Origin of the sequence: Sphingomonas sp. (assembly GCF_035758555.1) — a bacterium.
In the GTDB taxonomy this organism is placed as follows: domain Bacteria; phylum Pseudomonadota; class Alphaproteobacteria; order Sphingomonadales; family Sphingomonadaceae; genus Sphingomonas_B.
In genome coordinates, this window is record NZ_DASTXI010000070.1 from 1 (window position 1) to 23,503 (window position 23,503).

29 protein-coding genes are annotated in these 23,503 nt (G+C 66.8%); 16 read left to right on the top strand and 13 right to left on the bottom strand.

All coding sequences use genetic code 11. The features are described from left to right. Together VFT73_RS04365 and VFT73_RS04370 are read right to left on the bottom strand one after the other, a co-directional pair. Positions 1–765, bottom strand: a 765-nt coding sequence (locus VFT73_RS04365) for an MFS transporter (RefSeq protein ID WP_326408942.1), incomplete at its 3' end; no start/stop codon positions are given. Between the two features lie 112 nt (positions 766–877). Next, positions 878–1,579, bottom strand: a complete 702-nt coding sequence (locus VFT73_RS04370; protein WP_326408943.1) for a PEPxxWA-CTERM sorting domain-containing protein — start codon at positions 1,577–1,579, stop codon at positions 878–880. Between the two features lie 144 nt (positions 1,580–1,723). On the opposite strand from VFT73_RS04370, the gene pgsA reads away from it, so the two are divergent. From pgsA to VFT73_RS04385, 3 genes are read left to right on the top strand one after another with little or no spacing between them, the layout of a single operon-like run. Beyond that, positions 1,724–2,293 carry a CDP-diacylglycerol--glycerol-3-phosphate 3-phosphatidyltransferase gene (pgsA, locus tag VFT73_RS04375; RefSeq protein WP_326408944.1) on the top strand — a complete coding sequence of 190 codons (570 nt, stop codon included), beginning with the start codon at positions 1,724–1,726 and terminating at the stop codon, positions 2,291–2,293. Positions 2,294–2,295: 2 nt separating this feature from the next. After that, positions 2,296–2,550, top strand: a complete 255-nt coding sequence (gene moaD / locus VFT73_RS04380; RefSeq protein WP_326408945.1) for a molybdopterin converting factor subunit 1 — start codon at positions 2,296–2,298, stop codon at positions 2,548–2,550. Continuing rightward, positions 2,547–3,020, top strand: coding sequence for a molybdenum cofactor biosynthesis protein MoaE (locus VFT73_RS04385; RefSeq protein ID WP_326408946.1), 474 nt, complete (start codon positions 2,547–2,549; stop codon positions 3,018–3,020). Before moaD ends, VFT73_RS04385 begins: the two co-directional genes overlap by 4 nt. A 92-nt stretch (positions 3,021–3,112) precedes the next feature. Here the strand turns inward: VFT73_RS04385 and VFT73_RS04390 are convergent, their stop codons facing one another. Continuing rightward, positions 3,113–4,015 (bottom strand): hydrogen peroxide-inducible genes activator, encoded by a 903-nt coding sequence (locus tag VFT73_RS04390; RefSeq protein WP_326408947.1) that lies wholly within the window; start codon positions 4,013–4,015, stop codon positions 3,113–3,115. A gap of 137 nt (positions 4,016–4,152) precedes the next feature. Here VFT73_RS04390 and VFT73_RS04395 point away from each other — a divergent pair, with 137 nt between their 5' ends. Continuing rightward, positions 4,153–4,698, top strand: coding sequence for a peroxiredoxin (locus VFT73_RS04395; protein ID WP_326408948.1), 546 nt, complete (start codon positions 4,153–4,155; stop codon positions 4,696–4,698). Positions 4,699–4,759: 61 nt separating this feature from the next. After that, positions 4,760–5,281 carry a carboxymuconolactone decarboxylase family protein gene (locus VFT73_RS04400; protein ID WP_326408949.1) on the top strand — a complete coding sequence of 174 codons (522 nt, stop codon included), beginning with the start codon at positions 4,760–4,762 and terminating at the stop codon, positions 5,279–5,281. Between the two features lie 103 nt (positions 5,282–5,384). On the opposite strand, the gene VFT73_RS04405 is transcribed toward VFT73_RS04400, so the two are convergent. Continuing rightward, positions 5,385–6,893 carry a YifB family Mg chelatase-like AAA ATPase gene (locus tag VFT73_RS04405; RefSeq protein ID WP_326408950.1) on the bottom strand — a complete coding sequence of 503 codons (1,509 nt, stop codon included), beginning with the start codon at positions 6,891–6,893 and terminating at the stop codon, positions 5,385–5,387. A gap of 95 nt (positions 6,894–6,988) precedes the next feature. Here VFT73_RS04405 and VFT73_RS04410 point away from each other — a divergent pair, with 95 nt between their 5' ends. The 7 genes from VFT73_RS04410 (at position 6,989) to VFT73_RS04440 (ending at position 11,250) form a co-directional block, all read left to right on the top strand. Then, positions 6,989–7,264 carry a hypothetical protein gene (locus tag VFT73_RS04410; RefSeq protein ID WP_326408951.1) on the top strand — a complete coding sequence of 92 codons (276 nt, stop codon included), beginning with the start codon at positions 6,989–6,991 and terminating at the stop codon, positions 7,262–7,264. 90 nt (positions 7,265–7,354) lie between these two features. Beyond that, positions 7,355–7,489, top strand: a complete 135-nt coding sequence (gene rpmH, locus VFT73_RS04415) for a 50S ribosomal protein L34 (RefSeq protein ID WP_326408952.1) — start codon at positions 7,355–7,357, stop codon at positions 7,487–7,489. Further along, the gene (gene rnpA / locus VFT73_RS04420) at positions 7,486–7,827 is read left to right on the top strand and encodes a ribonuclease P protein component (RefSeq protein WP_414712786.1); all 342 of its coding nucleotides are present in this window, start codon (positions 7,486–7,488) and stop codon (positions 7,825–7,827) included. Before rpmH ends, rnpA begins: the two co-directional genes overlap by 4 nt. Beyond that, positions 7,824–8,033 (top strand): membrane protein insertion efficiency factor YidD, encoded by a 210-nt coding sequence (gene yidD, locus VFT73_RS04425; RefSeq protein WP_326408954.1) that lies wholly within the window; start codon positions 7,824–7,826, stop codon positions 8,031–8,033. The genes rnpA and yidD overlap by 4 nt, the downstream gene beginning before the upstream one ends. 11 nt (positions 8,034–8,044) lie before the next feature. Further along, positions 8,045–9,766 (top strand): membrane protein insertase YidC, encoded by a 1,722-nt coding sequence (gene yidC / locus VFT73_RS04430; RefSeq protein ID WP_326408955.1) that lies wholly within the window; start codon positions 8,045–8,047, stop codon positions 9,764–9,766. Between the two features lie 77 nt (positions 9,767–9,843). After that, the gene (gene yihA / locus VFT73_RS04435; protein ID WP_326408956.1) at positions 9,844–10,464 is read left to right on the top strand and encodes a ribosome biogenesis GTP-binding protein YihA/YsxC; all 621 of its coding nucleotides are present in this window, start codon (positions 9,844–9,846) and stop codon (positions 10,462–10,464) included. A 120-nt stretch (positions 10,465–10,584) separates the two neighbouring features. After that, positions 10,585–11,250 carry a glutathione S-transferase family protein gene (locus tag VFT73_RS04440; protein WP_326408957.1) on the top strand — a complete coding sequence of 222 codons (666 nt, stop codon included), beginning with the start codon at positions 10,585–10,587 and terminating at the stop codon, positions 11,248–11,250. Here VFT73_RS04440 and VFT73_RS04445 read toward each other — a convergent pair whose 3' ends face one another. Then, a complete protein-coding gene (locus tag VFT73_RS04445; RefSeq protein ID WP_326408958.1) occupies positions 11,251–12,750 on the bottom strand; it encodes a M20/M25/M40 family metallo-hydrolase in 1,500 nt (499 codons plus the stop codon). It lies immediately after the preceding gene. Beyond that, positions 12,747–13,208 carry a cupin domain-containing protein gene (locus VFT73_RS04450; protein WP_326408959.1) on the bottom strand — a complete coding sequence of 154 codons (462 nt, stop codon included), beginning with the start codon at positions 13,206–13,208 and terminating at the stop codon, positions 12,747–12,749. Before VFT73_RS04450 ends, VFT73_RS04445 begins: the two co-directional genes overlap by 4 nt. 129 nt (positions 13,209–13,337) lie before the next feature. Here VFT73_RS04450 and dapE point away from each other — a divergent pair, with 129 nt between their 5' ends. Then, positions 13,338–14,456: a succinyl-diaminopimelate desuccinylase gene (gene dapE, locus VFT73_RS04455; protein WP_326408960.1), complete on the top strand. Its 1,119-nt coding sequence runs from the start codon at positions 13,338–13,340 to the stop codon at positions 14,454–14,456. Here dapE and VFT73_RS04460 read toward each other — a convergent pair. Then, the gene (locus tag VFT73_RS04460) at positions 14,448–15,206 is read right to left on the bottom strand and encodes a sulfite exporter TauE/SafE family protein (RefSeq protein ID WP_326408961.1); all 759 of its coding nucleotides are present in this window, start codon (positions 15,204–15,206) and stop codon (positions 14,448–14,450) included. The genes dapE and VFT73_RS04460 overlap by 9 nt on opposite strands. Before the next feature lie 154 nt (positions 15,207–15,360). Here VFT73_RS04460 and epsC point away from each other — a divergent pair, with 154 nt between their 5' ends. After that, positions 15,361–16,053 carry a serine O-acetyltransferase EpsC gene (epsC, locus tag VFT73_RS04465; RefSeq protein ID WP_326408962.1) on the top strand — a complete coding sequence of 231 codons (693 nt, stop codon included), beginning with the start codon at positions 15,361–15,363 and terminating at the stop codon, positions 16,051–16,053. After that, positions 16,050–16,394: a DUF2794 domain-containing protein gene (locus VFT73_RS04470; RefSeq protein WP_326408963.1), complete on the top strand. Its 345-nt coding sequence runs from the start codon at positions 16,050–16,052 to the stop codon at positions 16,392–16,394. Before epsC ends, VFT73_RS04470 begins: the two co-directional genes overlap by 4 nt. Positions 16,395–16,504: 110 nt before the next feature. Here the strand turns inward: VFT73_RS04470 and VFT73_RS04475 are convergent, their stop codons facing one another. The 4 genes from VFT73_RS04475 to VFT73_RS04490 form a co-directional block, all read right to left on the bottom strand. Beyond that, on the bottom strand, positions 16,505–17,602 hold the full coding sequence (locus tag VFT73_RS04475) for a hypothetical protein (RefSeq protein WP_326408964.1): 1,098 nt from the start codon (positions 17,600–17,602) through the stop codon (positions 16,505–16,507). 57 nt (positions 17,603–17,659) lie between these two features. Further along, positions 17,660–18,559, bottom strand: coding sequence for an SDR family NAD(P)-dependent oxidoreductase (locus VFT73_RS04480; protein WP_326408965.1), 900 nt, complete (start codon positions 18,557–18,559; stop codon positions 17,660–17,662). A 67-nt stretch (positions 18,560–18,626) separates the two neighbouring features. Next, positions 18,627–19,055, bottom strand: coding sequence for a hypothetical protein (locus VFT73_RS04485; protein ID WP_326408966.1), 429 nt, complete (start codon positions 19,053–19,055; stop codon positions 18,627–18,629). A gap of 122 nt (positions 19,056–19,177) precedes the next feature. After that, positions 19,178–20,959 carry an ABC transporter transmembrane domain-containing protein gene (locus VFT73_RS04490; RefSeq protein ID WP_326408967.1) on the bottom strand — a complete coding sequence of 594 codons (1,782 nt, stop codon included), beginning with the start codon at positions 20,957–20,959 and terminating at the stop codon, positions 19,178–19,180. Between the two features lie 131 nt (positions 20,960–21,090). On the opposite strand from VFT73_RS04490, the gene VFT73_RS04495 reads away from it, so the two are divergent. After that, a complete protein-coding gene (locus tag VFT73_RS04495) occupies positions 21,091–22,311 on the top strand; it encodes a polyhydroxyalkanoate depolymerase (protein ID WP_326408968.1) in 1,221 nt (406 codons plus the stop codon). Positions 22,312–22,502: 191 nt separating this feature from the next. Here VFT73_RS04495 and VFT73_RS04500 read toward each other — a convergent pair whose 3' ends face one another. Continuing rightward, positions 22,503–23,192, bottom strand: a complete 690-nt coding sequence (locus tag VFT73_RS04500; RefSeq protein WP_326408969.1) for a hypothetical protein — start codon at positions 23,190–23,192, stop codon at positions 22,503–22,505. Between the two features lie 100 nt (positions 23,193–23,292). After that, a partial coding sequence (locus VFT73_RS04505; protein ID WP_326408970.1) for a PEPxxWA-CTERM sorting domain-containing protein occupies positions 23,293–23,503 on the bottom strand: 211 nt, incomplete at its 5' end.

Below are 23,503 nucleotides of genomic sequence, written 5' to 3' on the forward strand. Positions count from 1 at the left end.
CTGGTTGGAGGTCAGCACGTTCTTCACCAGCGGCGGGAATTCGATGATCAGCACCGCGCCGATCGTCCAGAAGAAGCTGATCGCGCAGATCGCGAGGAACAGCCGCGGGATGTGCATCGTCGCATTCACCAGCCGCACCGACGCGCGGACGATGTGCCAGTCGAAATCATGTTCCTCGTGCAGCGGCGGTGCCGGCGGCACCTGCCTGCCGGCGAACCAGCCGAGCACCGCGATGCCCAGCACGATCGCGGTCGTCTCCTGCGGCGTAATGAAGCCGGCAAGGATCGTGCCCGCGAGGATCGATATGTAGGTGCCGGCCTCCACCAGCCCGGTGCCGCCCAGCACTTCGTCCGGCTCCAGATGCTGCGGCAGGATCGCGTATTTGATCGGGCCGAAAAAGGTCGAATGCACGCCCATCGCCAGCACCGCCGCCAGCATCAGCGGGATCGATGGCAACAGCAGCCCGACGCCGCCGGCGAGCATGATCGCGATCTCCGCCGATTTGACGAGGCGCACGATCCGCGCCTTGTCGCGGGTGTCGGCAAGCTGGCCGGACAGCGCGGAGAGCAGAAAGAAGGGGAGGATGAACAGCCCGGTCGCCAGCGCATTGAACTGGGTTTCGACCTTCGGGTCCGAATAGACCTGATAGGTCGCGAACAGCACCATCGAGGTCTTGAACAGATTGTCGTTGAAGGCGCCGAGGAACTGGGTCGCAAAGATCGGCAGGAACCGCCGTCGGCCAAGGAGCCGCATCGAAGTCTTCATGAGGGGCGGTCGGCCGTAACGTTGCTGCTGGTCCCGGCGTCTAGCCGAGCGGGAACAGCAAGAAAAGGAAAAGGCGCTCCGACGATGCAGAGCGCCTCGTCCGAAGGCGGGTTCAGGCGGTGGCGAGCGTGCCGCGCCGGCGGCGGGCAACGGTACCGGCAAACGCGAAACCGCAAATCATCATCGCCCAGGTGGCGGGCTCGGGAACCGCACCCGGCATCACGAAACTGCCGAGGCGGTTATCGCCATAGGTGGCGCCGCCCGCGACCGAATAGCCGAACGCTTGCGACAGGCGGAACGTGAAACGGCCGCCGGGTGCTACGAATTCCGAGAAATCGGAAAGACCGGTCACGCCGTTGCGCAGATAGGCGAGCGGAATCAGGAACTCGACCGCGTTCGTGCCGATCGCGAACTGGACATCGGTCGCGGCGACGTTCTGGCCCGTGCTGGGCTTGAACGCGCGCTGGCTGGTGATCTGGAATCCCAGGTCCGATCCTGGCGAGCTGTCGGGATCAGTGTCGAGATAGAGATTGACGAAATTGCCGGCGTTCGTTTCGCCCTGCTGGTCCGGCGTCGCCTGCCAGAAGCCGTAGAGATTGTCGCCCTGGATCGTGCCGTAAATGTCGTAGCTGGTGGTGTGATTTTCGTTCGTCGGCGTGCCGAAATTACTGGTGGGCGCAGCCGGATTGTACAGCACAGTCGCGGTCGCGGCGCCGTAATCGGCATCGAGCGTTCCATCCACGCTGATCGCAGCCACAAGTGGCGAGGACGCACACAGGGCGAGCGCCGCGGCGCCCGAATAGACAGTCTTCATGATAACCCCCTCGTTGCGACTCGAACGCGAGTCGCCTCTGACTTTAACCCCCGTCAAAGTTCTAACAAGGTGTTCACCAAGGGCGCGCAGACGGTTTCGCCGCCGATTTGATCTCGGGCCGCTTCCGGCTACATCGGAGACGACATGCTAACGCTGCCGAACCTGCTGACCCTGTCGCGCATCTTTGCGGTGCCGGTCCTGGTGTTCCTGCTCTGGTATCCGGGCTGGCGGGTCGGTTACGGCTTCGGCTTCGTGCTCTACTGCATCGTCGGCATCACCGACTATCTCGACGGCTATCTGGCCCGCGCACAGGGGACGGTGTCGAAGCTCGGCATTTTCCTCGATCCCATCGCCGACAAGATCATGGTCGCGGCCGTGATCGTGATGCTGATCTCGACCGAGGGCGGCGGTCATCACCCGATCATCCACGGCTGGGACGTGATCCCCGCGCTGATCATCCTGCTGCGCGAAATCGCGGTGTCCGGCCTGCGCGAGTTCCTGGCGCAGCTGAGCGTCTCCGTGCCGGTTAGCAAGCTCGCCAAATGGAAGACGACCTTCCAGATGGTCTCGCTGGGCGCTCTGATCCTGGCGGGCGCCTGGCCGGACGAAGCATGGGTCCTGCTTGTCGGCCAGGTCTCGCTCTGGGCGGCCGCGGCGCTGACCGTCATCACCGGCTGGGATTATCTGCGCGTCGGCCTGAAGCACATGGACTGACGGTGCTGACCATTCTCTATTTCGCCTGGGTTCGCGAGAAGGTCGGGACGGGTGAGGAAAGGGTCGACCCGCCGTCCGAACTGACGACCGCCCGTGCGCTGGCCGGGTGGCTGGCGGGGCGCAGCGAAGGCCATCGCGCGGCGCTTGGCGACCTGGCGCGACTCCGCGTCGCCGTAGATCAGGAATTCGCCGGCCCCGATGCCTCGATCGCGGGCGCGCGCGAAGTCGCGTTCTTTCCGCCGGTGACGGGCGGATGATCGACATTCGGGTCCAGCAGGAGGACTTCTCCGTCGAGGCGGCGCTGGCCCCGCTGGAAGCCCTTGGCGGCGGCGCGATCGCGAGCTTCGTCGGGCTGGTCCGGGGCGACGATGGTGTCGAGGCGCTGACGCTCGAACATTATCCCGGCATGACCGAAGCAGCGCTGCGCCGGCTGGCCGAGGCGGCGCTGGACCGCTGGTCGCTGCTCGGCGCGGCGATCGTCCACCGCGTCGGTATGCTGCGCCGGGGCGAGCGCATCGTCCTCGTCGCTGCCTGTGCTGCGCACCGGCGGGACGCGCTCGACGCCTGCGCCTATCTGATCGACCGACTGAAGACCGACGCGCCCTTCTGGAAGCGGGAGACTCGCGCGGGTCAGGAAAGCTGGGTCGACGCCCGCGCCGGCGACGAGGCGGCGGCGGAACGCTGGGATCATGTTGGCGACTCGCATCGCTCGTCACCCCGGCCTTGAGCCGGGGTCCCGCTGCCTTTGCGCAGAAAGCTGAAAGAAGAAGCGGGATCCCGGCTCAAGGCCGGGGGTGACGATCGGAATCGAGCTTCAACTCAAGGCGTCGCGTTCCTGAGCAGGTCGGCGAGCAGGCGGAAATCCCGTTCGCGCGGACTGTTCCGCCGCCAGACCAGAGCGATCTCGCGGGCCGTGTTCTCGCCTTCCAAAGGCCGCGCGACGATATGGGTGTGGTCGAGGATGCCGGCGTCGAGCGCCATTTCCGGGAGCATCGTCACGCCCAGGCCATTGTCGACCATCTGCACCAGCGTGTGCAGCGACGTGCCGAGCATCGTCGCATGGGCGCGCAGCTCCGGCCGGTTGCAGGCGGCGAGCGCGTGGTCGCGCAGGCAATGTCCGTCCTCCAGCAGCAGCAGGCGCTCCGGATCGATCAGGTCGGCGGATACGTGCTCGGGCGGCGGGCCATCGGCTTCCGGAAAGGCGACCATCAGCTGATCGTCGAACAGGATCTCGCAATCGACGTCGCCGCAGGCATAGGGGAGGGCCAGCAGCACGCAATCGGCGCCGCCGCGGCTCAGCGACTCGCAGGCCGCCGCGCTCGGCTCCTCGCGCAGATACAGTTTCAGCTCCGGGCGCTCCTTGCGGATGCGAGGCAGGATGCGCGGCAGCAGGAACGGCGCGATCGTCGGGATCACGCTCATCCGCATTTCGCCGGAGAGGGGTTGGCCCGCGGTGCGGGCGAGATCGGCCAGCTCGTCCGCCTCGCGCAGCACGCGCCGCGCCTTGGCCGCGATCTTCTCGCCAGTGGGCGTGAAGCGGACGACGCGCCGGGTTCGTTCGACCAGCGTGATGCCGATCAGCGATTCAAGCTCGCGCAGGCCGGCGGAGAGCGTCGATTGGGTCACGAAACAGGCGTCGGCGGCGCGTCCGAAATGGCCGTAATCGTGGAGCGCGACCAGATATTGCAGCTGCTTGAGCGTTGGCAGGTAGGTGCTGCTCACAACATCGCTCCAGTCGATCAATAGGGATTGAATAATCTATTTGATCGATCTTTGTCACCACCTATATCGGCCCGCGTGAGCTGGGGGCGATGAACCGTGCCCGCAACGCGCTTCACGCAAAGGAGATAAAAACCGTCATGCTTACCGTTGGTGACAAGCTTCCCGACCTGACCCTTCCCGTCCAGCAGGGCACTGCCGCGCTCCCCGCCGGCGAGACCATCGATCTGGCCCAGACGAACGGCAAGTGGAAGGTCCTGTTCTATTGGCCGAAGGACTTCACCTTCGTCTGCCCGACCGAGATCGTCGGCTATGGCCAGCTGAAGGGCGAGTTCGCGGACCGCGATGCCGAGCTGATCGGCGCTTCGACCGACACTGCGCACGTTCACTTCGCGTGGCGCCGGTCCGATCCGGAGCTGGCCCAGGCGGACTTCCCCTGGATCGCAGACAATGGCGCGAAGCTCGCCTCCGCGCTCGGCATCCTCGACAAGGACGAGCATGTCGCATTCCGCGCGACCTTCGTCGTCGATCCGGACAACATCATCCAGCACGTGACGGTCAACGGCCTGAACGTCGGCCGCAACCCGCAGGAGACGCTGCGCGTGCTCGACGCGCTGCAGACCGACGAGCTCTGCCCGTGCAACTGGAACAAGGGCGAAGAAACCCTGCAGCCGGTCGCCGCGTAAGCTTTCCATCGGGCGCGGAGTTCAACGACTTCGCGCCCGAACTTTGTCTGGAGAACAGAAAATGTCCCTCAAGGAATTCGCGGACACGCTTCCCGATTTCGCCAAGGATCTGCGGCTGAACGTCAGCTCGATCCTCAATGATCAGCTGCTGGGCGACCAGCGCAAATACGGCCTGCTGCTCGCGACCGCGCACGGCACCGGCTATCGCCCGCTCGTCGCAGCGGCCGAAGCCGAAGTGGACGGCAAGCTGAGCGCCGAGGCTGCGAACGCAGCGCGCGCGGCGGCGGCGGTGATGGCAATGAACAACGTCTATTACCGCTTCACCCACCTCGCCTCGAACCCGGAATACCGGACCATGCCGGCAAAGCTGCGCATGAACGTGATCGGCAATCCCGGCATCGACAAGGCCGATTTCGAGCTGTTCAGCCTCGCCGTCTCCGCCCAGAACGGCTGCGGGATGTGCATCGACAGCCACGAAAAGGTGCTCAAGCAGCACGGGGTGACCGCGGAAGCCATCCAGGCGGCGGCGCGCATCGGCGCAGTGATGACCGCGGTTGCGACCGTTCACAGCGCGCTCAATTAGGGAACAAACGCGCCTCGACCTCGCTCGGCGCGAGCGACAAGGGAGCTATTCCGAATCCCGCTCGTCCCGAGCGAAGTCGAGGGGCGCTGCCCCGAATCCCGCGCTAATTCCGCGGCGCCTGCCTTCGATAGCTGAGCGCCTCCGCCACGTGGATGCGGCCGACCGTCTCCGCGCCGGCCAGGTCGGCGATGGTGCGGGCGACGCGCTGGATGCGGGTATAGCCGCGCGCCGACAGCCGCATCGCTTCCGCTGCCTGGGCGAGCAGCTTGCGGCCGGGCTCATCGGGCGTCGCGACCGCTTCCAGCATCGCGCCGTCGGCTTCGGCGTTCGTCCGCACCCCGTTGCCGTTGTAGCGCTTCGTCTGCACCTCGCGTGCGGCACGGACGCGCTCGGCCACTTGGGGCGAGCCTTCGCTGGGCGGGGGCAGCACCAGGTCGGCGGCGCTGACTGCCGAAACCTCCACGTGCAGGTCGATGCGGTCGAGCAATGGCCCCGAGACTTTCGCCTGATAGTCGGCGGCGCAGCGCGGCGCGCGGGCGCAGGCGAGGGCAGGGTCGCCGAGATGCCCGCACCGGCACGGATTCATCGCCGCGACCAGCTGCACCCGCGCCGGGAAGGTCACGTGCGCATTGGCACGCGCGACGCTGACGTTCCCCGTCTCGAGCGGCTGGCGCAGCGAATCGAGCACGACGCGCTGGAACTCGGGCAGTTCGTCCAGAAACAGCACGCCCAGATGCGCGAGGCTGACTTCGCCCGGCTTGGCGCGAATGCCGCCGCCGACCAAAGCCGCCATCGATGCCGAATGGTGGGGCGACCGAAAGGGCCGCGAGCGCGAGATTCGCCCTCCCTCCAGCGCGCCGGCGACGCTTGCGACCATCGAGACCTCGAGCGCTTCGCCCGCGGTCAGCTCGGGCAGGATGCCGGGCAGGCATGCGGCCATCAGCGACTTGCCGGCGCCGGGCGGGCCGATCATCAGCAGATTGTGCCCGCCGGCCGCCGCAATCTCCAGCGCGCGCTTGGCGGTCTCCTGGCCCTTGACCTGTGACAGGCATGGCCCGCCGCCCGGCTCGTCCGCCAGGCCGGGCGCAGGCGCGGGGAGCAGTGCCGTTCCGCGCAGATGGTTCAGCAACGACAACAGGTCGGGCGCCGGGATGACCTCGACCTGGCCCGCCCATGCCGCCTCCCCGCCCTGCGCCGCCGGGCAGATCAGGCCCAGCTGACGCTCCGAGGCGTGCAGTGCCGCCAGCAACACGCCGGGCGAGGAGGCGACGCGGCCGTCCAGCCCCAGCTCGCCGACGATCAGATAATGGCTGAGCGCCTCCGCATCGACGACGCCCATCGCGGCGAGCAGGCCCAGCGCGATCGGCAGGTCGTAGTGCGATCCTTCCTTCGGCAGGTCGGCAGGGGACAGGTTCACGGTGATGTGCTTGGGCGGCAGCGACAGGCCCAGCGCGGCGATCGCGCTGCGCACCCGCTCGCGGCTTTCGGCGACCATCTTGTCTGGCAGGCCGACGACGACGAATTTCGGCAGGCCCGGCGTCAGCTGGACCTGAACTTCGACGGCGCGCGCTTCCAGCCCCAGATAGGCTGCCGTCGAGACGATGGCGACCATGATTCCTCCCCCTGTTCAGGCACATAGACGTAGTTTTGACCTCATGTCGAGCATCGCGCTTGCGCGGGCGGTCCCGGCGTCCCATTTGCGCCGGCGTGAAAGCGCCGCCCGATTCCGTCCTCCGCATCGTCTATCTGAGCCTCGGCTGGCTGCTGATCGTGCTGACCCCGATCGTCGGCGCGCTGCCGGGGCCGGGCGGCATCTTCGTGTTCGCGGGCGGCGCCGCGCTGCTGCTCAAGAACTCGAATTGGGTGAAGCGGGCCTATGTCCGCTATGCACGCCGCTATCCCAAACAGGGGCGGCTGGCGGACAAGGTGCTGCGCCGCGCGCCGGCGCCGCGCGGCCGAACGAAGACCAAGACTTCCGATTGACTTTTGCGGCAGCCTTCCGTAACCGCCCGGCAACAGTGCGGCCGCCCTTGTTTGGCGGCCCTTTTTGTTCAGATTTTTGAGGAATGAGCGATGAAGCGCACGTTTCAGCCGAGCAACCTGGTGCGCAAGCGGCGCCACGGGTTCCGCGCGCGCATGGCGACGGCGGGCGGCCGCAAGGTGATCGCGGCGCGCCGCAGCCGCGGCCGCAAGACGCTGTCGGCCTGACAAGGCTTACCCGCCGCGCGGATTTCCTCGCGGCGAACGCAGGCCGCAGGGCGCCGATGCCCGGTTTCGTCCTTCTCGTCCGCCCGCGCGGCGACGACGATCCGGCCATGCGCTACGGCATCACCGTCACGAAAAAGATCGGCGGCGCGGTCGTCCGGAACCGGATGAAGCGCCGCTTTCGCGCGCTTGCGGCCGAACTGCTGCCGGAGCGCGGGGTGCCTGGCGCCGATCACGTCCTGATCGGCCGCGCCGGCGGCGTCGAACGCGATTTCGCGCTGCTGCGGACAGAGCTGGCGAAGGCGCTTGGAAAGCTGTCCCGGCCGGAGGTGGCGCGGTGAAGGCCGTCCTCATCTCTGCCGCGCGTTTCTGGCAGCGCTATCCGTCCGCCATTCTGCCGCCCTCGTGCCGCTTCACGCCGTCATGTTCGGCCTATGCAATCGAGGCAGTGGAGCGCTATGGCGCCGCGCGGGGCGGCTGGCTGGCGGTTAAACGCCTGTGCCGCTGCCACCCGTTCGGCGGCCACGGCTACGACCCGGTACCTTAGGAGCGAGTTTCTTGGAAAATCAGCGCAACATGATCCTTGCGATCGTGCTTTCGGCCATCGTGTTGTTCGGCTGGAGCGCGCTGTCGGACCGTTTCCTGCCGACGGCCAACCCGCCGGCGACCAAGGTCGTCGACGGCAAGCAGGTGCCGCTGCCGAACCCCACGGCCGACGCAACCGCCGACAAACCACGGGCGCTGCGCAGCCGCGCGGCCGTGCTGCGCGAGACGCCGCGAGTCGTGATCGACACGCCGTCCGTCGCCGGTTCGATCAACCTGAAGGGCGCACGCGTCGACGATCTGGTGCTGAAGCGCCACCGCGAATCGATCGCGAAGAACTCGCCGCCCGTGCGGCTGCTGTCGCCCGAAGGCGCGCCGGGCGCGATCTATGCGCAATTCGGCTGGGCCGGTCAGGCGTTGGCGCTGCCGGGTAACGACACGGTCTGGCAAACGGACGGACAGCTGCTGGCGCCAGGCAAGCCGGTCACGCTCAGCTGGACCAATCCCACCGGCCAGACTTTCCGCATCAAGCTGTCGATCGACCAGAATTACATGATCACGGCCGAGCAGAGTGTCGCCAATGGCGGCGCTGCGCCGGTGGCGGTGCGTCCGTTCGCATTGATCAAGCGCACCGGCGTGTCTGCGGACCCGAGCAGCTGGACCCAGCATACCGGCCCGATCGGCGTGTTCGACGGCACCGCGAACTACAAGATCGACTTCAAGGACCTGGACAGCGCCGGCTCGCAGGGGGAGAGCTTCACCTCGACCGGCGGCTGGCTCGGCTTCACCGACAAATATTGGCTGACGGCGCTGGCGCCTGCGCCCAATACCCGGATCGATGCCTCTTTCCGGGCGATCGGCGACAAGCTCTATCTCGCCGCAATGACGCCCGGCGACCAGACGATCGTCGCGCCGGGCAAGATCGTGAGCAGGTCGACCTATCTGTTCTCGGGCGCCAAGGAGGTGTCCGTCCTCCAGCACTACGAGAACGACCTGAACATCGCCGGTTTCGACAAGGCGATCGACTGGGGCTGGTTCAGCTTCTTCGAGCGGCCGATCTTCTGGCTGCTCGACACGCTGTTCAAGGCGGTCGGCAATTTCGGCGTCGCGATCATCCTGCTGACGCTGATCGTGCGCGGACTGATGTTCCCGATCGCGCAGCGCCAGTTCGCGTCGATGGCGGCGATGCGCGTGCTGCAGCCCAAGGTGAAGGCACTGCAGGAGCGGCACAAGGACGACAAGGTGAAGCTGCAGCAGGAAATGCTGGAGCTCTACAAGCGCGAGAAAGTGAACCCGCTCGCCGGCTGCCTGCCGATCGTGCTGCAGATCCCGATCTTCTACGCGCTCTACAAGGTGCTGATGCTGACGATCGAGATGCGGCACCAGCCCTTCGTCCTGTGGATCAAGGACCTGTCCGCGCCCGATCCGGCGACCGTGATCAACCTGTTCGGCTATCTGAACTTCACGCCGCCGCATTTCCTGGCGCTCGGCGTGCTGCCGATCCTGCTGGGCATCACCATGTACATCCAGTTCAAGCTCAACCCGGCGCAGATGGATCCGGTGCAGCAGCAGGTCTTCTCGATCATGCCCTGGGTGTTCATGTTCATCATGGCGCCGTTCGCGGCCGGCCTGCAGCTTTACTGGACGGTCTCGAACCTGCTCGCGATCGCGCAGCAGAAGTGGCTGTACAGCCGCTATCCGGCGCTGAAGAATGCGCCAGGCACCGCCACGACGTGAGTGACGAGACCCCAACCCCGTTTGCTTCGAGCGAAGTCGAGAAGCGTATTTCGACTTCGCTCGATACGAACGGCGACTTGATCGAAGCGGCCCGGAAGCTGTTCGCGGGGCCGATCGCGTTCCTGAAGTCGGCGCCGGAGCTCAAATTCCTGCCCGATCCGGAGGTGCCGGAAGTCGCGTTCGCCGGCCGCTCGAATGTCGGCAAATCGTCGCTGCTGAACGCGCTGACCGGCCGCAACGGTCTCGCGCGGACGTCGAACACGCCGGGGCGGACGCAGGAACTCAATTTCTTCGACGTCGGCGATCCGCTGCAGCTGCGGCTGGTCGACATGCCCGGCTATGGCTTCGCCAAGGCGCCGAAGGACCTGATGCGCCGCTGGAAATATCTGGTGAACGATTTCCTGCGCGGCCGTGCCGTGCTGAAGCGCGTGCTGGTGCTGGTCGACAGCCGCCACGGCCTGAAGGATGTCGACCGCGAGCTGATGGAAATGCTCGACAGGGCCGCCGTCTCCTACCGGCTGGTCCTCACCAAGGCGGACAAGGTGAAGGCAACCGAGCTCGTCGCCGTCCGGCAGAAGACCGCCGACGAAGCGCGCAAACACCCGGCCGCCCATCCGGACGTGATCGCCACGTCGAGCGAGAAGGGCATGGGCATTCCGGAGCTGCGTGCGGCGGTGCTGGAGGCGGTCACCGCCTAGCCGTCATTGCGAGGAGCGTAGCGACGAAGCAATCCGCCTGCCGGTTGTCCGCGCTGGATTGCTTCGCTCCGCTCGCAATGACGGTTGAGGTGCGTAAGCGTGACCTTTAGGACGCCGCGCATGTTGAAGCTCTTCATCGGCAACAAGGCGTATTCCAGCTGGTCGATGCGCGGCTGGCTGGCGGTCAAGCAATCGGGCCTGGCGTTCGAGGAAGTGACCGTCCCGCTTTACGACGAGGACTGGAACCGCAGGCGCCAGGGCGACGAATTCGCGCCCAGCCAGGGCAAGGTGCCGATTCTGTGGGACGGCGATATCGTCGTCTGGGATTCGCTGGCGATCGTCGACTGGCTGGCAGACAAGGTCGGCCGCGACGTCTTCTGGCCGGAGGACGAAGGCGCACGCGCTATGGCGCGCTCGATGGCCGCCGAGATGCATTCGAGCTACCCCAATCTGCGCCGCGAGCTGGGTTTCAACGTGCGCCGCCAATATCCGCCGCGGCCGTGGCCCGGCGAGGTGGTGCAGGAGATCGGGCGTATCCTGGGTCTCTGGGCGCAGGCCCGCGCGCGCTATGGCGGGACCGGCAAGTTCCTGTTCGACCGCTTCACCGCGGCCGATATCATGTTCGCGCCGGTCGCGACCCGGTTCGTCACCTATTCAGTGCCGCTGCCGGGCTTTGCGGCGACCTATGTCGAGGCGCTGTTCACGCACCCGCACGTCCGCCAGTGGATCGAGGAAGCGCAGGACGAGAGCTGGACGATCGAGCAGTTCGAGCAGCCGGTCGCCTGATCACCAGCTCATGTCGGCCAGCAGCCCGGCATAAACCTCGATCCCGTCCCACAGATTGCCGATCCGCAGATTCTCGTTCTGCGCATGTTGGTTGTCGTCGAAATTGGCGATGCTGACGCCGACCATCGGCACCTGAAGCGCGTTCACCACATCGGCGATGCCGGAACTGCCGCCGCTGATCGGCAGCTTCAGGACCGGATAGCCGACGGTGCGGCCGATCGACTGCGCAACCGCCAGTCCCGCCGGGCTGTCCAGCGCCGTCTTGATCGCTTCCGAACTCCCTTCGTCCCAATCGACGCGAATCACTTTCGGATGCGCAAGCCGCGTGGCGGCGTCGGGCGTGTCGTGGACGACAAACCAGCCCAGGCCGGTCAGAAAGCGCTCGACCTGTTCCTGGACGCGCGCCGGTTTCTGGTCCGGCACCAGCCGGATATCCAGCGATGCGCTGGCTTCGGTCGCAACGGCATTGGCCGCGTTCGGCCCTTCGTCGCCGACATGGATCGCGCGGACGTTCAGCGTTGGCTGAAGATAGCCGTCCGCCAGCCGGTCGGTGAGCGTGCGGCCGATCGCGAATTGACGGCGCAGATCGTCCTCGATCGGCGGCAGCGCGGCCAGCGCGTCCCGGTCCGCGGCGCTCGCCGGCGCCACATCGTCATAGATGCCGGGGATCAGAATCTGCCCGGTGTCATCCCGCATCGAGGCGAGCAGCCGCGCCATCATCACCGATGGGCTCGGCACCCAGCTGCCGTAATGGCCGTCGTGCAGCGGCCGGTTGGCGCCATAGACGGTCAGCCGCACGCCTGTGATGCCGCGATTGCCGAAATTGATCATCTGCTTGCCGGACTGGTGCATCGGGCCGTCACCCATGATCAGCAGGTCGGCCTTCAGCAGCTCGCGATTGGCGCGGACGATCTCGGCCAAATGCGGCGAACCCTGTTCCTCCTCGCCTTCCCAGATGATCTTGATGTTGACGTTGGGCTTGATCCCGCGTGCTTTCAGTGCGTCCAATGCGCTCAGCATCGCCTGCACCGACGCCTTGTCGTCGCCGGTGCCGCGCCCGTAGATTCGCCAGTCGGGATCGATCGGCCCCGAGGTACTGCGCCAGTCCACGATGCGGTCGCCCGCGCGCACGACAGGCTCGAATGGCTTGCTGGTCCAGCCCTTCTGCCCGACCGGCTGCCCGTCATAATGGGCGTAGAACAGCACGGTCCGCTTCGCGCCCGGCGTGCTTCGCTCGCCATAGACGGTCGCGGGCGTGTCTTCGCTGGCGCGCAGCAGCCTGGTCGTGAAACCCCGCGATTCGAGCTGCTGCGAGAGATAGGCTGCGTTGCGATCGACATCGGCCAGCGTGGTAGCGACGTTCGGCATCGCGACCAGCTTGGCAAAGTCATCAAGCACCTGCCGCTCATGCGCCTGCCGCCAGCTGCGCACGTCCGGCGCCGGTGTCCTGGCGGGAAGGGCGGTGGCGACCAGGGCCAGGCAGAGCAACGCGCGTTTCATTTCGTCTCCTCGAAGTCGCTGCCGTCCTTGCGCTTCTGGCGCCCGGCCCCGGCGAACAGGTGCATGTCGATATCAGGATAGTGGCAGTCGGACAGTGCAAGCCTGCCGATCGCGAGCAGCGTGCAATCGCGTCCGCTCTCGTTGATCAGCACATGGCCATTGCCGTCATTCTTGATGAAGACGGCAATGTCGCCCGCGCGCATCGGCGTCCGGCCATGATCGTCGACCAGGGTCGCTTCGCCATCCAGCATCACGACGAGCTCATCCTCACCTTCGTGCCAGTGACGTTGCGACGACCAGGCGCCGGGCTTCAGCACCACATGACTCGCGCCGAAATCGGTGAGGCCGGTCGGGCCCATCAGCTTGCGGTACCAGCGGCCCTGCACCGCGCCGGCATATTCGGGCGGGTATCCGGTCGCATTGGTCTGCGGGATTTGGTCGAGGTCGAGCTTGGGCATACCCCCTCCGCGTCATTCCGGCGGAACGAAGTGACCGAAGGTCAAGGCCGGAATCCATCTTTTCTTCTGGCGTGTTCAACAGGAAAGAAGAAGGTGGATTCCGGCATCCGCCGGAATGACGGAGAGAAAATGAGCGTCGTCGAACTCGCCAGGCAGCTGATCGCCTGCCCCAGCGTCACGCCCGCTCGCGGGAGCGTGTTCGATGCCGTCGAGGCGATGCTGACGGCGCGGGGCTTTACGATCGATCGCTTCACGGCAGGGGAAGCGCCGGACGGCCCGGTCGAGAACCTGCTCGCCTGGCGCGGGAAGGGCGGCACCCATTTCGCTTTCGCCGGGCATCTGGACGTGGTGCCGCCGGGGGAGGGCTGGTCTGCCGATCCTTTCGCGGCGGAGGTGAAGGGCGACCTCCTTTACGGCCGCGGCGCGGTCGACATGAAAGGCGCGGTCGCCGCATTCATCACCGCGCTGGACGCCATCGAGCAACGGACGGGCACGATCAGCCTTATCCTGACCGGCGACGAGGAAGGGCCGGCGATCTTCGGCACCCGCGCGCTGATCGAGCGCATGGCCGAGCGGGGGTTCAAGCCCGACCTGTGCCTGGTCGGGGAACCGACCTCGGTCCGCCGCCTGGGCGATACGATCAAGATCGGTCGCCGCGGTTCCGTCAATATCTGGATCGAAGTGTCCGGAACGCAGGGGCATGTCGCCTATCCGCAGCTCGCCGACAATCCGATCCCGAAGCTCGTCCGCGCGCTTGCCCGCATCGATGCCATCCATCTCGACGACGGCACCGACTGGTTCCAGCCGTCGAACATCGAAGTCACCGACCTGGAGGTCGGCAATCCCGCGTCGAACGTAATCCCGGCCCGCGCAAAGGCCCGGCTCAGCATCCGCTTCAACGACCTGCACCGCGGCGACGATCTGGCGGAGCGGGTCCGCGCCGCGGTATTGGCGGAGGCGCCGAACGCGATCGTCACGCCGCGCGTCTCCGGGGAAGCGTTCCTGACTGAACCTGGGGCCTTTTCCGACCTGGTCGCAGCGGCAATACGCGAGCAGGCCGGCCTGGATCCGGAGCTCTCGACAACCGGCGGAACGTCCGACGCGCGTTTCCTGTCGAAACTCTGCCCGGTCGTCGAATTCGGCTTGCCGAACGCGACGATGCACAAGCTCGATGAGGCGGTCGCCATAGCCGACCTGGAAGCGTTGACGGCGATCTACGCGGATATCGTGCGTCGCGCGCTAGGCTAGCGCCTGATAGATCGAAAAGCCGCAGGTGATCACCAGCAGCGCGCCGACGAAGCCCATCAGCTTGCGCGCGGACAGGCGCTTGACCAGCACGGCTCCGAACGGCGCCGCGGCGAGGCCGCCGATCAGGATCCCGATCGTCTGCCAGGTGAAGGCTTCCCAGCCGAGCGTAGACAGGAAAGTGGCGGAGATCGTCGCCGTCAGGAAGAACTCGGCGGTGTTGACGGTGCCGACGGTCTTGCGTGGGCTGGTGCCCTGGACGAGCAGGTTGGACGTGACGACCGGCCCCCAGCCGCCGCCTCCCGCCGCGTCGAGGAACCCGCCGGCAAGGCCCAGCGGCTCGACGAAGCGCGGCGGGCGATGCTCATGCTCGCCATGCCAGGCGCGGTAAAGCAGGTAGAGGCCGATTGCGGCCAGATAGGCCATCACGAACGGCCGCGCGACGCTCGCGTCGATGTTGCTGAGCAGATAGGCGCCGATCGCGCCGCCGATCACGCCGGGGATCATCAGGCGCAGGAACAGCTTCCAGTCGACATTGCGGTGCAAGGTGTGGCTGATGCCGGACGCGGCACTGGTGAAGGTCTCGACCGCGTGCACGCTCGCCGATGCGGCCGCGGGCGGCACGCCCATCGCGCTCATCAGCAGCGTCGAGTTGATGACGCCGAACGCCATCCCCAGCGCGCCGTCGACCAGCTGCGCGGCAAAGCCGATCCCGATGAACGGGAGCAGCGGGATCAGGTCCGAAGGGCTCAATCCGTTTCACTCCCGCACCATTCGCCAGCCGCCTGTGCGCTCGCCGGTCCCGTCCGGCAAGACAGAAGCGCTTGGGGGCTGCCAAGCCGAACGTTCATAAACTGGCAATCGGACCTGGGTTTCCCTAAATATGGCGCCCAAGGGAGGGAAACGCATGGCGAGCAGGCTTTTCGCTTATCTGGATTCCATTCGCGCCCGCGATCCTGCGCCCCGCAGCCGCTGGGAGATTCTGCTCTATCCGGGCGTGCTTGCCGTCGCGATGCACCGCGTCGCGCACTGGCTGTTCGAAGGCGAGCTTTTTTTCCTCGCCCGCTTCGTCAATCACCTGTCGCGGATGCTGACCGCGATCGATATCCATCCCGGCGCGAAGATCGGGCGCAACCTGTTCATCGATCATGGCTTCAGCGTGATCGGCGAGACGGCGCACATCGGCGACAATGTCACCATCTATCAATGCGTGACGCTGGGCGGCACCAACCCGACCGACGGCGTCGCGGGCAAACGGCATCCGACGCTGGAGGACGGCGTGATCGTCGGTTCGGGCGCGCAGGTGCTGGGGCCGATCACGGTCAGCAAGGGCGCCCGCATCGGCGCCAATGCGGTGGTGACCAAGGATGTGCCCGACGGCGCGGTGATGGTCGGCATCCCGGCCAAGCCGACGCTGATGGATGCCGAGCAGTATCAGAAAGACTTCATCCCCTACGGGACGGTGTGTTCCGATCTGTGCGACCCGGCCGGCCAGCGGCTGGAAGGCATGAAGGCGGAGATCGACCGGCTCCAGGCCAGGATCGACGCGCTGCTGGCCGAGCGCAAGCAGACGACGGAGCGGCAAGACCTCTTCGGATGAGCAACATCCACCCTTTTCCAGTAGCGCAGCGCTGGGGCGGGCAGGTCGGCTTCGACCGGCCCGAGCTGATGCGCATCCTCGATCTTTACGGCCGGATGGTCGCGGCGGGCCTGTGGCGCGACTATGCGATCGATCTCGGGCGCGACGCCGCCGTGTTCAGCGGCTTCCGCCGCACCGCGGAGCGGCCCGAGTTCCGGATCGAGAAACGCCCCGCCTTGCGTCTCCGCCAGGGCCAATGGGCGCTGATCGGCGAAGGCGGGACTGTGCTGAAGCGCGGCCACGAACTCGGGCCGGTGCTGGCACCGATCGAGCGACGATTGCTGAAGCTGGTGCAGAATTGAACGGTCGCTCGTCCTGAGCGAAGCGCGAAACGCGTAGTCGAAGGGCGCTGGCTCTGAACCAACGCCCCTCGACTTCAGCCTTCGGCTTCCGCTCGGGACGAGCGGGAAGGTCAGGCGGAAACCGCCTGTCCCACCGCGACCTCATGCGCCGGCGGCAGCTTCTCGCGCAGCCCCTCCGGCAGCCGCTCGACGATCGCCGCCCGCACCGTGTGCCAATAGGCGGAGAGCAGCAGCAGCGCCGATCCGATCACCAGCGCGGTCAGCGCGACGTTGAGTCCGACGGCGCCGAGCTCCCGGAACAATGCGCTCAGCGCATAGAGCACATAGGCCAGCGCAGAGACCATAAGCGCGCGGCGGTCGATCACCAGCGCGAGCCCGGCAAGCAGAACGTAGAGCAGCACCACGACGATCGCGCTGCCCATCGACACGCGGTTGTCGAGCACGCCCAGCGCCTGGAACACCGGATGCACGATCAGCGGCGCGGCCAGCAGGTGCAGCCAGAAGGCGACGTCGGCGCGGCGCGTCTTGCGTTCGCGGTCCGACGCGTCCCAGCGCATCGCAAAACCGAACACGCCGATGCCGAGCAGGAAAGCGCCGGTCAGCATCGCGCTCCGCAGCAGCGGCGTTTCGCCGGCGGCGAAGGCGATCAGCGCCATCACGATGCCGGCAACGGCGGCGGCGCCTGCCGCGATCGTGATCGGTACGTGGAACCGGCGCCAGTGTAGCCAGGTCGCGCCGGCGGCGATCGCTGCCGCTGCCGCTGCGACAAGGGCTCCGATGCGGCCGTCGCTGCCCTCGAATGCGCCGTCGCCGATCGGTAGCGCGATCGCCACGAAGGCGGTCACGAAAGCGCCGCCCGTGAAGGCGAGCAGCAGGATGATGCTGGGCAAAGCCATTCGCCGCTGGCGGGTGAAGAACTCGGCGAGTCCCCAGGCCGCCGCCGCGACGAACAGGCCCGAGGTGAGCGACGGGCCATCATGGCCCAGCTTCGGCCCGACGGTGTCGCCGATCCAGGCGAGCGCGACCAGCAGCAGCACGCTCGCGATCGCCACGAAAATGTCGTTGAACCCGCTGAGCAGCCGGAATTGCTCTTCGTCCACCACCGGCGTGACGCCCTGATCGGCAAGATAGCGCCGCAAAGCTCCCGCCGCGTCCGCCGAAATCGCTCCTGCGGCGACGGCGCGTTCGATATCCGTATCGCTGTACATCGGCAGTCCTCCCGGCGAGGAGAATAGCACCACTGTATTGGTGTAGCAATACAGTGGTTATCCGCCCTGCAGCAGCTTCAGGATCGCCATCGATTGCTCGCCGCCCGATTGCGGCACCGTCTCGCCGGTGCGGTCGGTGATCTCGGCCCAGTGCGCAGCGATGCCTTCGGGCGTGCGCTCGGCCTCGGGCAACAGCACGCCGGGCGTCATCGTCACATAGGCGGCGTGATAGGCACCTGCGCCGGCGCCGACGATCATGTTCGACGGCGCGTCCTCGCTGACCAGGAACAGCGCGGCGGGCACGACATTTTCGGGCGAGAATGCCTTGAAGGCTTCGGGCGGGAACAGGTCTTCCGTCATTCGCGTGCCCGCGACCGGCGCGATCGTGTTGACGTGGATGTTGTATTTGGAACCCTCGAGACTCAGCGTCTTGGTCAGGCCGGCGAGGCCTAGCTTTGCGGCGCCGTAATTGGCCTGGCCGAAATTGCCGTAGAGGCCGGTCGAGCTTGCCGTCATCAGGATGCGGCCATAGGCCTGATCGCGCATCGTCTCCCACACCGCCTTGGTGCAGTTGGCGGAGCCGTTCAGGTGGACGTCGACGACGAAGCGGAAATCCTCCGGCTCCATCTTCGCGAAGCTCTTGTCGCGCAGCACGCCGGCGTTGTTGATCAGGATATGGACGCCGCCCCAGCGTTCCTTCGCCTTCGCGACCATCGCGACCATCTGCTCATATTCGGTTACGCTGCCGCCGTTCGACATCGCCGCGCCGCCGGCCGCCTCGATCTCCTCGACCACTTTCAGTGCTGCGTCGCTGTGGCCGGTGCCGTCGCGGGCGCCGCCGAGGTCGTTGACGACGACCTTCGCCCCGCGCCGGGCAAGTTCCCGCGCATAGGCGCGGCCCAGACCGCCGCCGGCCCCGGTGACGATCGCGACGCGGTCCTTGAAATCGATGGTCATGCGAAAAGAGCCTCCCGAAGCTGGTCCGGGAGGCTCTTTGCTCGACTTGGGCGCTGGCCCGCAAGCCTTAGCGAGGGCTGTGCTTGACGTCGCGGGCGCGGCTCTCGTCCTGCTTGCAGTGATCGGTGATCGTGCGCGAGCAGCGCGGATACGGCCCCGTGGATGCCGGCGGCGCCGTCATGTTGCCGCCCTGCTGCACAACCACGGTGCCCGATCCCGACGTGCCCATCGTGCTGGTCGTCGCACTGGCGCTGGTGTCGGTCGACATCGTGTCGCTCATGGTCGAATCCGGCATCGGAGCCGTGGTCGTGGTGGACGCCGGCGGTGTCGTCGTCGAGGTGGCCGGCGGCGGCCCCATCGTGTCGCGCTCGCCCATCGTCGTGCCCGGCTGCATGGTGGCGTCCGAACCGATCGGCTGGCCCGCGTCGCGCGGATCGGCCTGTGCAAAGGCGACGCCGCTGATCATCAGCGCCGAAGCCAACAAGATGCTTTTCATAACCGTCTCCTCGTTGCGAACGGGAAGGCCGCCCGCTTCAAAGCCCCGTGCCCAAGCGCGGTGACGCGCGTGCGGGGTGTAACGATCCAGGTTCGGAGCGGTTTCCGCGGCTTGCGGAGAATCTATGCCGCCAGACCTTCGAACTGCAGCCGCGCCAGCCGGGCGTAGAGGCCGCCGGCAGCATTCAGCGAATCGTGATTGCCGGCCTCGACGATGCGCCCTTCGTCCATCACGACGATGCGGTCGGCGGCGCGGACGGTGGCGAGCCGGTGAGCGATCACGATCGTGGTGCGGTTCGCCATCAGCCGCTCCAGCGCATCCTGCACCAGCCGTTCCGACTCCGCGTCGAGCGCGCTGGTCGCCTCGTCCAGCAGCAGGATCGGCGAGTCGCGCAGGATCGCCCTGGCGATCGCGACGCGCTGCCGCTGTCCGCCCGACAGCCGCGCGCCCCCTTCGCCCAGATAGGTGTCCAGCCCCTCCGGCAGCGCGTTCAGAAAGGCTGCGGCATTGGCAGCTTCGGCCGCCGCCCACAGCTCCGCGTCCGACGCATCCCAGCGGCCGTAGCGCAGATTGTCGCGCGCCGAGGCGGCGAAGATCACCGTTTCCTGCGGCACCATCGCCAGCCGCGCGCGTATCTCCGCCGGGTCCGCCTCGCGCAGGTCGACCCCGTCGAGCCGCACCGATCCCGACTGCGGGTCGTAGAAACGCTGCGCGAGCTGGATCAGCGTCGACTTGCCGGCGCCGGACGGGCCGACGACCGCGACCGTTTCGCCGGGCGCCACGTCGAGCGAAAAGTCGTGCAGCGCGCTGGTGTCCGGCCGCGTGGGGTAGCGGAACGTGACATGCTCGAAGCTCAGCCGCCCCCGCGCCGGCTCCGGCAGCGGGACAGGGTGGGCCGGCGCAGTGATCTCCGGCCGCTCGGCGAGCAGCTCCGACAGCCGGCCGGCGGCGCCGGCGCCGCGCAGCAGGTCGCCATAGACCTCCGTCAACGCTCCGAACGCGCCGGCGACGAGTCCGCCGGTCAGCACGAATGCCGCGATCGATCCGCCGCTGAGCCGTCCCGCGGCGACATCGGTCACCCCTTCCTTCAGCACCAGAGTGACGGAGCCGAAAATCAGCGCGATCACCACCGCGGTCATGATCGCGCGGATGAAAATGCGGCGCTTGGCAATGCCGAACGCCGCCTCCACCGCCGTCGCGAAGCGCCCGCGCTCGCGCGCTTCCTGGCCGAACGCCTGGACGATCTTCATCGCGCCCAGCGTCTCGGCGACGATCGCGCCGACATCGGCGATCCGGTCCTGGCTGGTGCGGGAGAAATTGCGGACCTTGCGCCCCAGCACCGCGATCGGCACGACCACCAGCGGAATGCCGATCATCAGCGATCCGGCGAGCTTGGGCGACAGCACGAACAGATAGACGACGCCGCCCACTCCCGTGAACAGGTTGCGCAGCGCGACCGAGACGGTCGAGCCGACGATCTGCTCGATCACCGAGGTGTCGGAGGTCATCCGCGACGCGATCTCCGACGGGCGGTTCTCCTCGAAGAAGCGCGGCGCCAGCGTCACCAGGTTCGCATGCACCGCCTTGCGGATGTCGCCGACCACGCGCTCGCCGAGCCAGGAGACGAAATAGAAGCGGAAGGCCGTCGCGAGCGCGAGCACGCCGACGATCATCAGCAGGTAATAGAATGCGGTGGAGACGGCATCCGGATTGCCGCCGCCCGAAAAGCCGCGGTCGATCACGCGCTTGAATCCATAGGGAATGGCAACGGTCGCGCCCGATGCCACCACCAGCGCGATCGCGGCGCAGGCGATATGGCCGGGATAGCGCGCCGCAAACCGCCAGACCATCGACAGGCTGGAGAGATTGCGGGTCTTCGGCTCCGCGTCCGTTTCGTTCGCCATGCGCCGCGACTAGCAGGGCGGTCCGCTGCCCTCAACCTGGGGATAGCCCGGACCCCGGCGTTGCGTCCTGCGGCGGATTGAGCCAAATCGTTGATAAGGCGTTCAGGGGTGGGCGCTATAAAAGGACGCTGATGCTTTACGATGCGTATGAATGGCAGCGCTCGCTGCTCGCAGGGGCCAGCGCGTTTGCCAATGCAGGCGCCGAGTTCCTCTCCAATCCCGCCAACCCGATGGCCTATTTCGGCGGCGGTCCGCTGGTCGCTTCCGCCCTCGAAGTGTTCGCCCACGCCGCCGCACCGCGCGGCAAGCCGGAATTCGGGCTGCATTCCACCACCGTCGATGGCCGCAAGGTCGTGGTCGAGGAGGAGATCGTTCTCCGCAAGCCGTTCGGCCAGCTGAAGCGCTTTCGCCGCGAAGGCGTCGAGGACGGGCAGAAGCTGCTGATCGTCGCGCCGATGTCCGGCCATTATGCGACGCTGCTGCGCGGCACCGTCGAGCGGATGCTGCCGCGCCACGACGTCTACATCACCGACTGGCGCGACGCGAAATTGGTGCCGCTGGAGGAAGGCAGCTTCGATCTTGAGGATTATGTCGATTACCTGATCGAATTTCTGGAGGCGATCGGGCCCGGCGCGCATGTGCTGGCGGTCTGCCAGCCGTCCGTGCCCTGCTATGCGGCGGCCGCGCTGATGGCCGCGAACAAGCACCCGTGCCGGCCGAAGACGCTGACGATGATGGGCGGCCCGATCGACACGCGCGAGGCGCCGACCGCGGTCAACACGCTCGCGACGCAGCGGCCGCTCGCCTGGTTCCAGCAGAACGTGATCGCGACGATCCCGTTCACTTATCCGGGTGCCGGGCGAAAGGTCTATCCCGGCTTCCTGCAGCTCGCCGGCTTCATGTCGATGAACCTGGGCGACCACCTGATGAGCCACTGGGAGATGTTCAAGCATCTCGTCCAGGGCGACGGCGAGAGCGCGGACCGGACCAAGGAATTCTATGACGAATATCGCTCGGTCTGCGACATGACGGCGGAGTTCTACCTGGAAACGGTCGAGCTGGTGTTCCAGCGTCACGCGCTGCCGAAGGGCGAGTGGGTGCACCGGGGCGTCCGGGTCGATCCGGGCGCGATCACCGACATCGGCTTGCTCGCGATCGAAGGCGAACGCGACGATATTTCCGGCATCGGCCAGACCAAGGCGGCGCTGACGCTGGCCACCAGCCTGCCCAAGGCGGAGAAGAAATACCTCCTCGCCAAGGGCGTCGGCCATTACGGCATTTTCAACGGCAGCAAATGGCGCGACCGGATCGCGCCCGTCGTCGAGGACTGGATCGCCGCCCACGCGGGGTGAGGGGAATCGTGGTCCGTTAGCGGTTTGCGATCCGACCGCTTCCATCGCTCGTCCCGAGCGCAGTCGAGGGGCGCAGGCGCGGAGTTCGGGGCAGCGCCCCTCGACTTCGCTCGGGACGAGCGGGGTGGTTTGAATGCACCTCCCGCCAGCGACCCGGACGACATGGACGATCCGGACGAGTTTGGTGACATTCACATGGATTCCAGAAAATTTTCGGCGTCCGGGTCGTCCAGGACGGGCGGATCGCCTTCGCCGGTCCATTCCCAGCCGGGCGGGATCCAGCCGCCGCCATAGCGGACCCAGCCGGCCTCGATCTTCCTGCGGTCGGCCCGTTCGTGGAACTTCTCGATCTTGTCGGCGAGTTCGTCGATGCCGCGGTCGACCTGCTGCTTGTCGAGCTGGCGCCATTCCTCGCGCACCTCGCGCTCGATCTCTTCGCGATAGGCCTTGGCCAGCCGTTTGCGGGTGAAGCCGGGGCGGGGGCCGTATTTCTTCGGCTTGCTGCCCTGCAGCAACAGCTTCAGGATCATGTCCGACCGCCTGATCCGGGTGCCGACCACCTTGCCATAGGCGATCACCTCCTCCTCGACGCCGACGACGCCGCGTTCCCAGGCATGAAGCTCGATATCGCTGCCTGCCATGTCGAGCGCCGTTCGGCAGTGGCGGGCGAAACCGGCGTCGCGCGCCTGATGGTTGTAGACGGTCGTGGGCGACACGCCGGCTGCCCGCGCGGCGTCGCGCAGACAGCCGGATTTGGCCAGCGCGTCGAGGAATCGCCGGCGCCTCTTGCCTTCGAATGCGTCATGACGGCTGGGCGGATCGTCCGCGTCCTCCTGGTGCCAGGGTACGAGCGCTTGGTCCTGTGTATCGTGATTTTCCATACGGCCTCCTTCCAGGAGGCACGAATAACCTATTAGGTTAGATGTAGGACAGAGAAAAAGCCCGCCCGCTTAGTCGGAAGCGAGCGGGCGGTGCGATGGTTTACGCGAAGCGGAGCGTGGCCCTTGCCCGCCGGCGGAGCGCGCCACCGATCAGGCCGAAGCCGGCGATCATCATTGCCCATGTCGCCGGTTCCGGGACGCTCGGGATCGCGCCGGCGAAGGCGCCCAGCCTGACCTGCCGGATATCGCCGACGCCCGAGCCGCTGGTGTCGAAGGACACCGCGGTGATCAGGTCCCCGGCGTCGGTCCGG

Coding starts and splice junctions, on each gene's coding strand:
- VFT73_RS04370 (WP_326408943.1), bottom strand. CDS start 1,579: ATGAAGACTGTCTATTCGGGCGCCGCGGCGCTCGCCCTGTGTGCGTCC.
- pgsA (WP_326408944.1), top strand. CDS start 1,724: ATGCTAACGCTGCCGAACCTGCTGACCCTGTCGCGCATCTTTGCGGTG.
- VFT73_RS04385 (WP_326408946.1), top strand. CDS start 2,547: ATGATCGACATTCGGGTCCAGCAGGAGGACTTCTCCGTCGAGGCGGCG.
- VFT73_RS04395 (WP_326408948.1), top strand. CDS start 4,153: ATGCTTACCGTTGGTGACAAGCTTCCCGACCTGACCCTTCCCGTCCAG.
- VFT73_RS04400 (WP_326408949.1), top strand. CDS start 4,760: ATGTCCCTCAAGGAATTCGCGGACACGCTTCCCGATTTCGCCAAGGAT.
- VFT73_RS04405 (WP_326408950.1), bottom strand. CDS start 6,893: ATGGTCGCCATCGTCTCGACGGCAGCCTATCTGGGGCTGGAAGCGCGC.
- rpmH (WP_326408952.1), top strand. CDS start 7,355: ATGAAGCGCACGTTTCAGCCGAGCAACCTGGTGCGCAAGCGGCGCCAC.
- VFT73_RS04440 (WP_326408957.1), top strand. CDS start 10,585: ATGTTGAAGCTCTTCATCGGCAACAAGGCGTATTCCAGCTGGTCGATG.
- VFT73_RS04445 (WP_326408958.1), bottom strand. CDS start 12,750: ATGAAACGCGCGTTGCTCTGCCTGGCCCTGGTCGCCACCGCCCTTCCC.
- VFT73_RS04450 (WP_326408959.1), bottom strand. CDS start 13,208: ATGCCCAAGCTCGACCTCGACCAAATCCCGCAGACCAATGCGACCGGA.
- dapE (WP_326408960.1), top strand. CDS start 13,338: ATGAGCGTCGTCGAACTCGCCAGGCAGCTGATCGCCTGCCCCAGCGTC.
- epsC (WP_326408962.1), top strand. CDS start 15,361: ATGGCGAGCAGGCTTTTCGCTTATCTGGATTCCATTCGCGCCCGCGAT.
- VFT73_RS04470 (WP_326408963.1), top strand. CDS start 16,050: ATGAGCAACATCCACCCTTTTCCAGTAGCGCAGCGCTGGGGCGGGCAG.
- VFT73_RS04475 (WP_326408964.1), bottom strand. CDS start 17,602: ATGTACAGCGATACGGATATCGAACGCGCCGTCGCCGCAGGAGCGATT.
- VFT73_RS04480 (WP_326408965.1), bottom strand. CDS start 18,559: ATGACCATCGATTTCAAGGACCGCGTCGCGATCGTCACCGGGGCCGGC.
- VFT73_RS04485 (WP_326408966.1), bottom strand. CDS start 19,055: ATGAAAAGCATCTTGTTGGCTTCGGCGCTGATGATCAGCGGCGTCGCC.
- VFT73_RS04490 (WP_326408967.1), bottom strand. CDS start 20,959: ATGGCGAACGAAACGGACGCGGAGCCGAAGACCCGCAATCTCTCCAGC.
- VFT73_RS04495 (WP_326408968.1), top strand. CDS start 21,091: ATGCTTTACGATGCGTATGAATGGCAGCGCTCGCTGCTCGCAGGGGCC.
- VFT73_RS04500 (WP_326408969.1), bottom strand. CDS start 23,192: ATGGAAAATCACGATACACAGGACCAAGCGCTCGTACCCTGGCACCAG.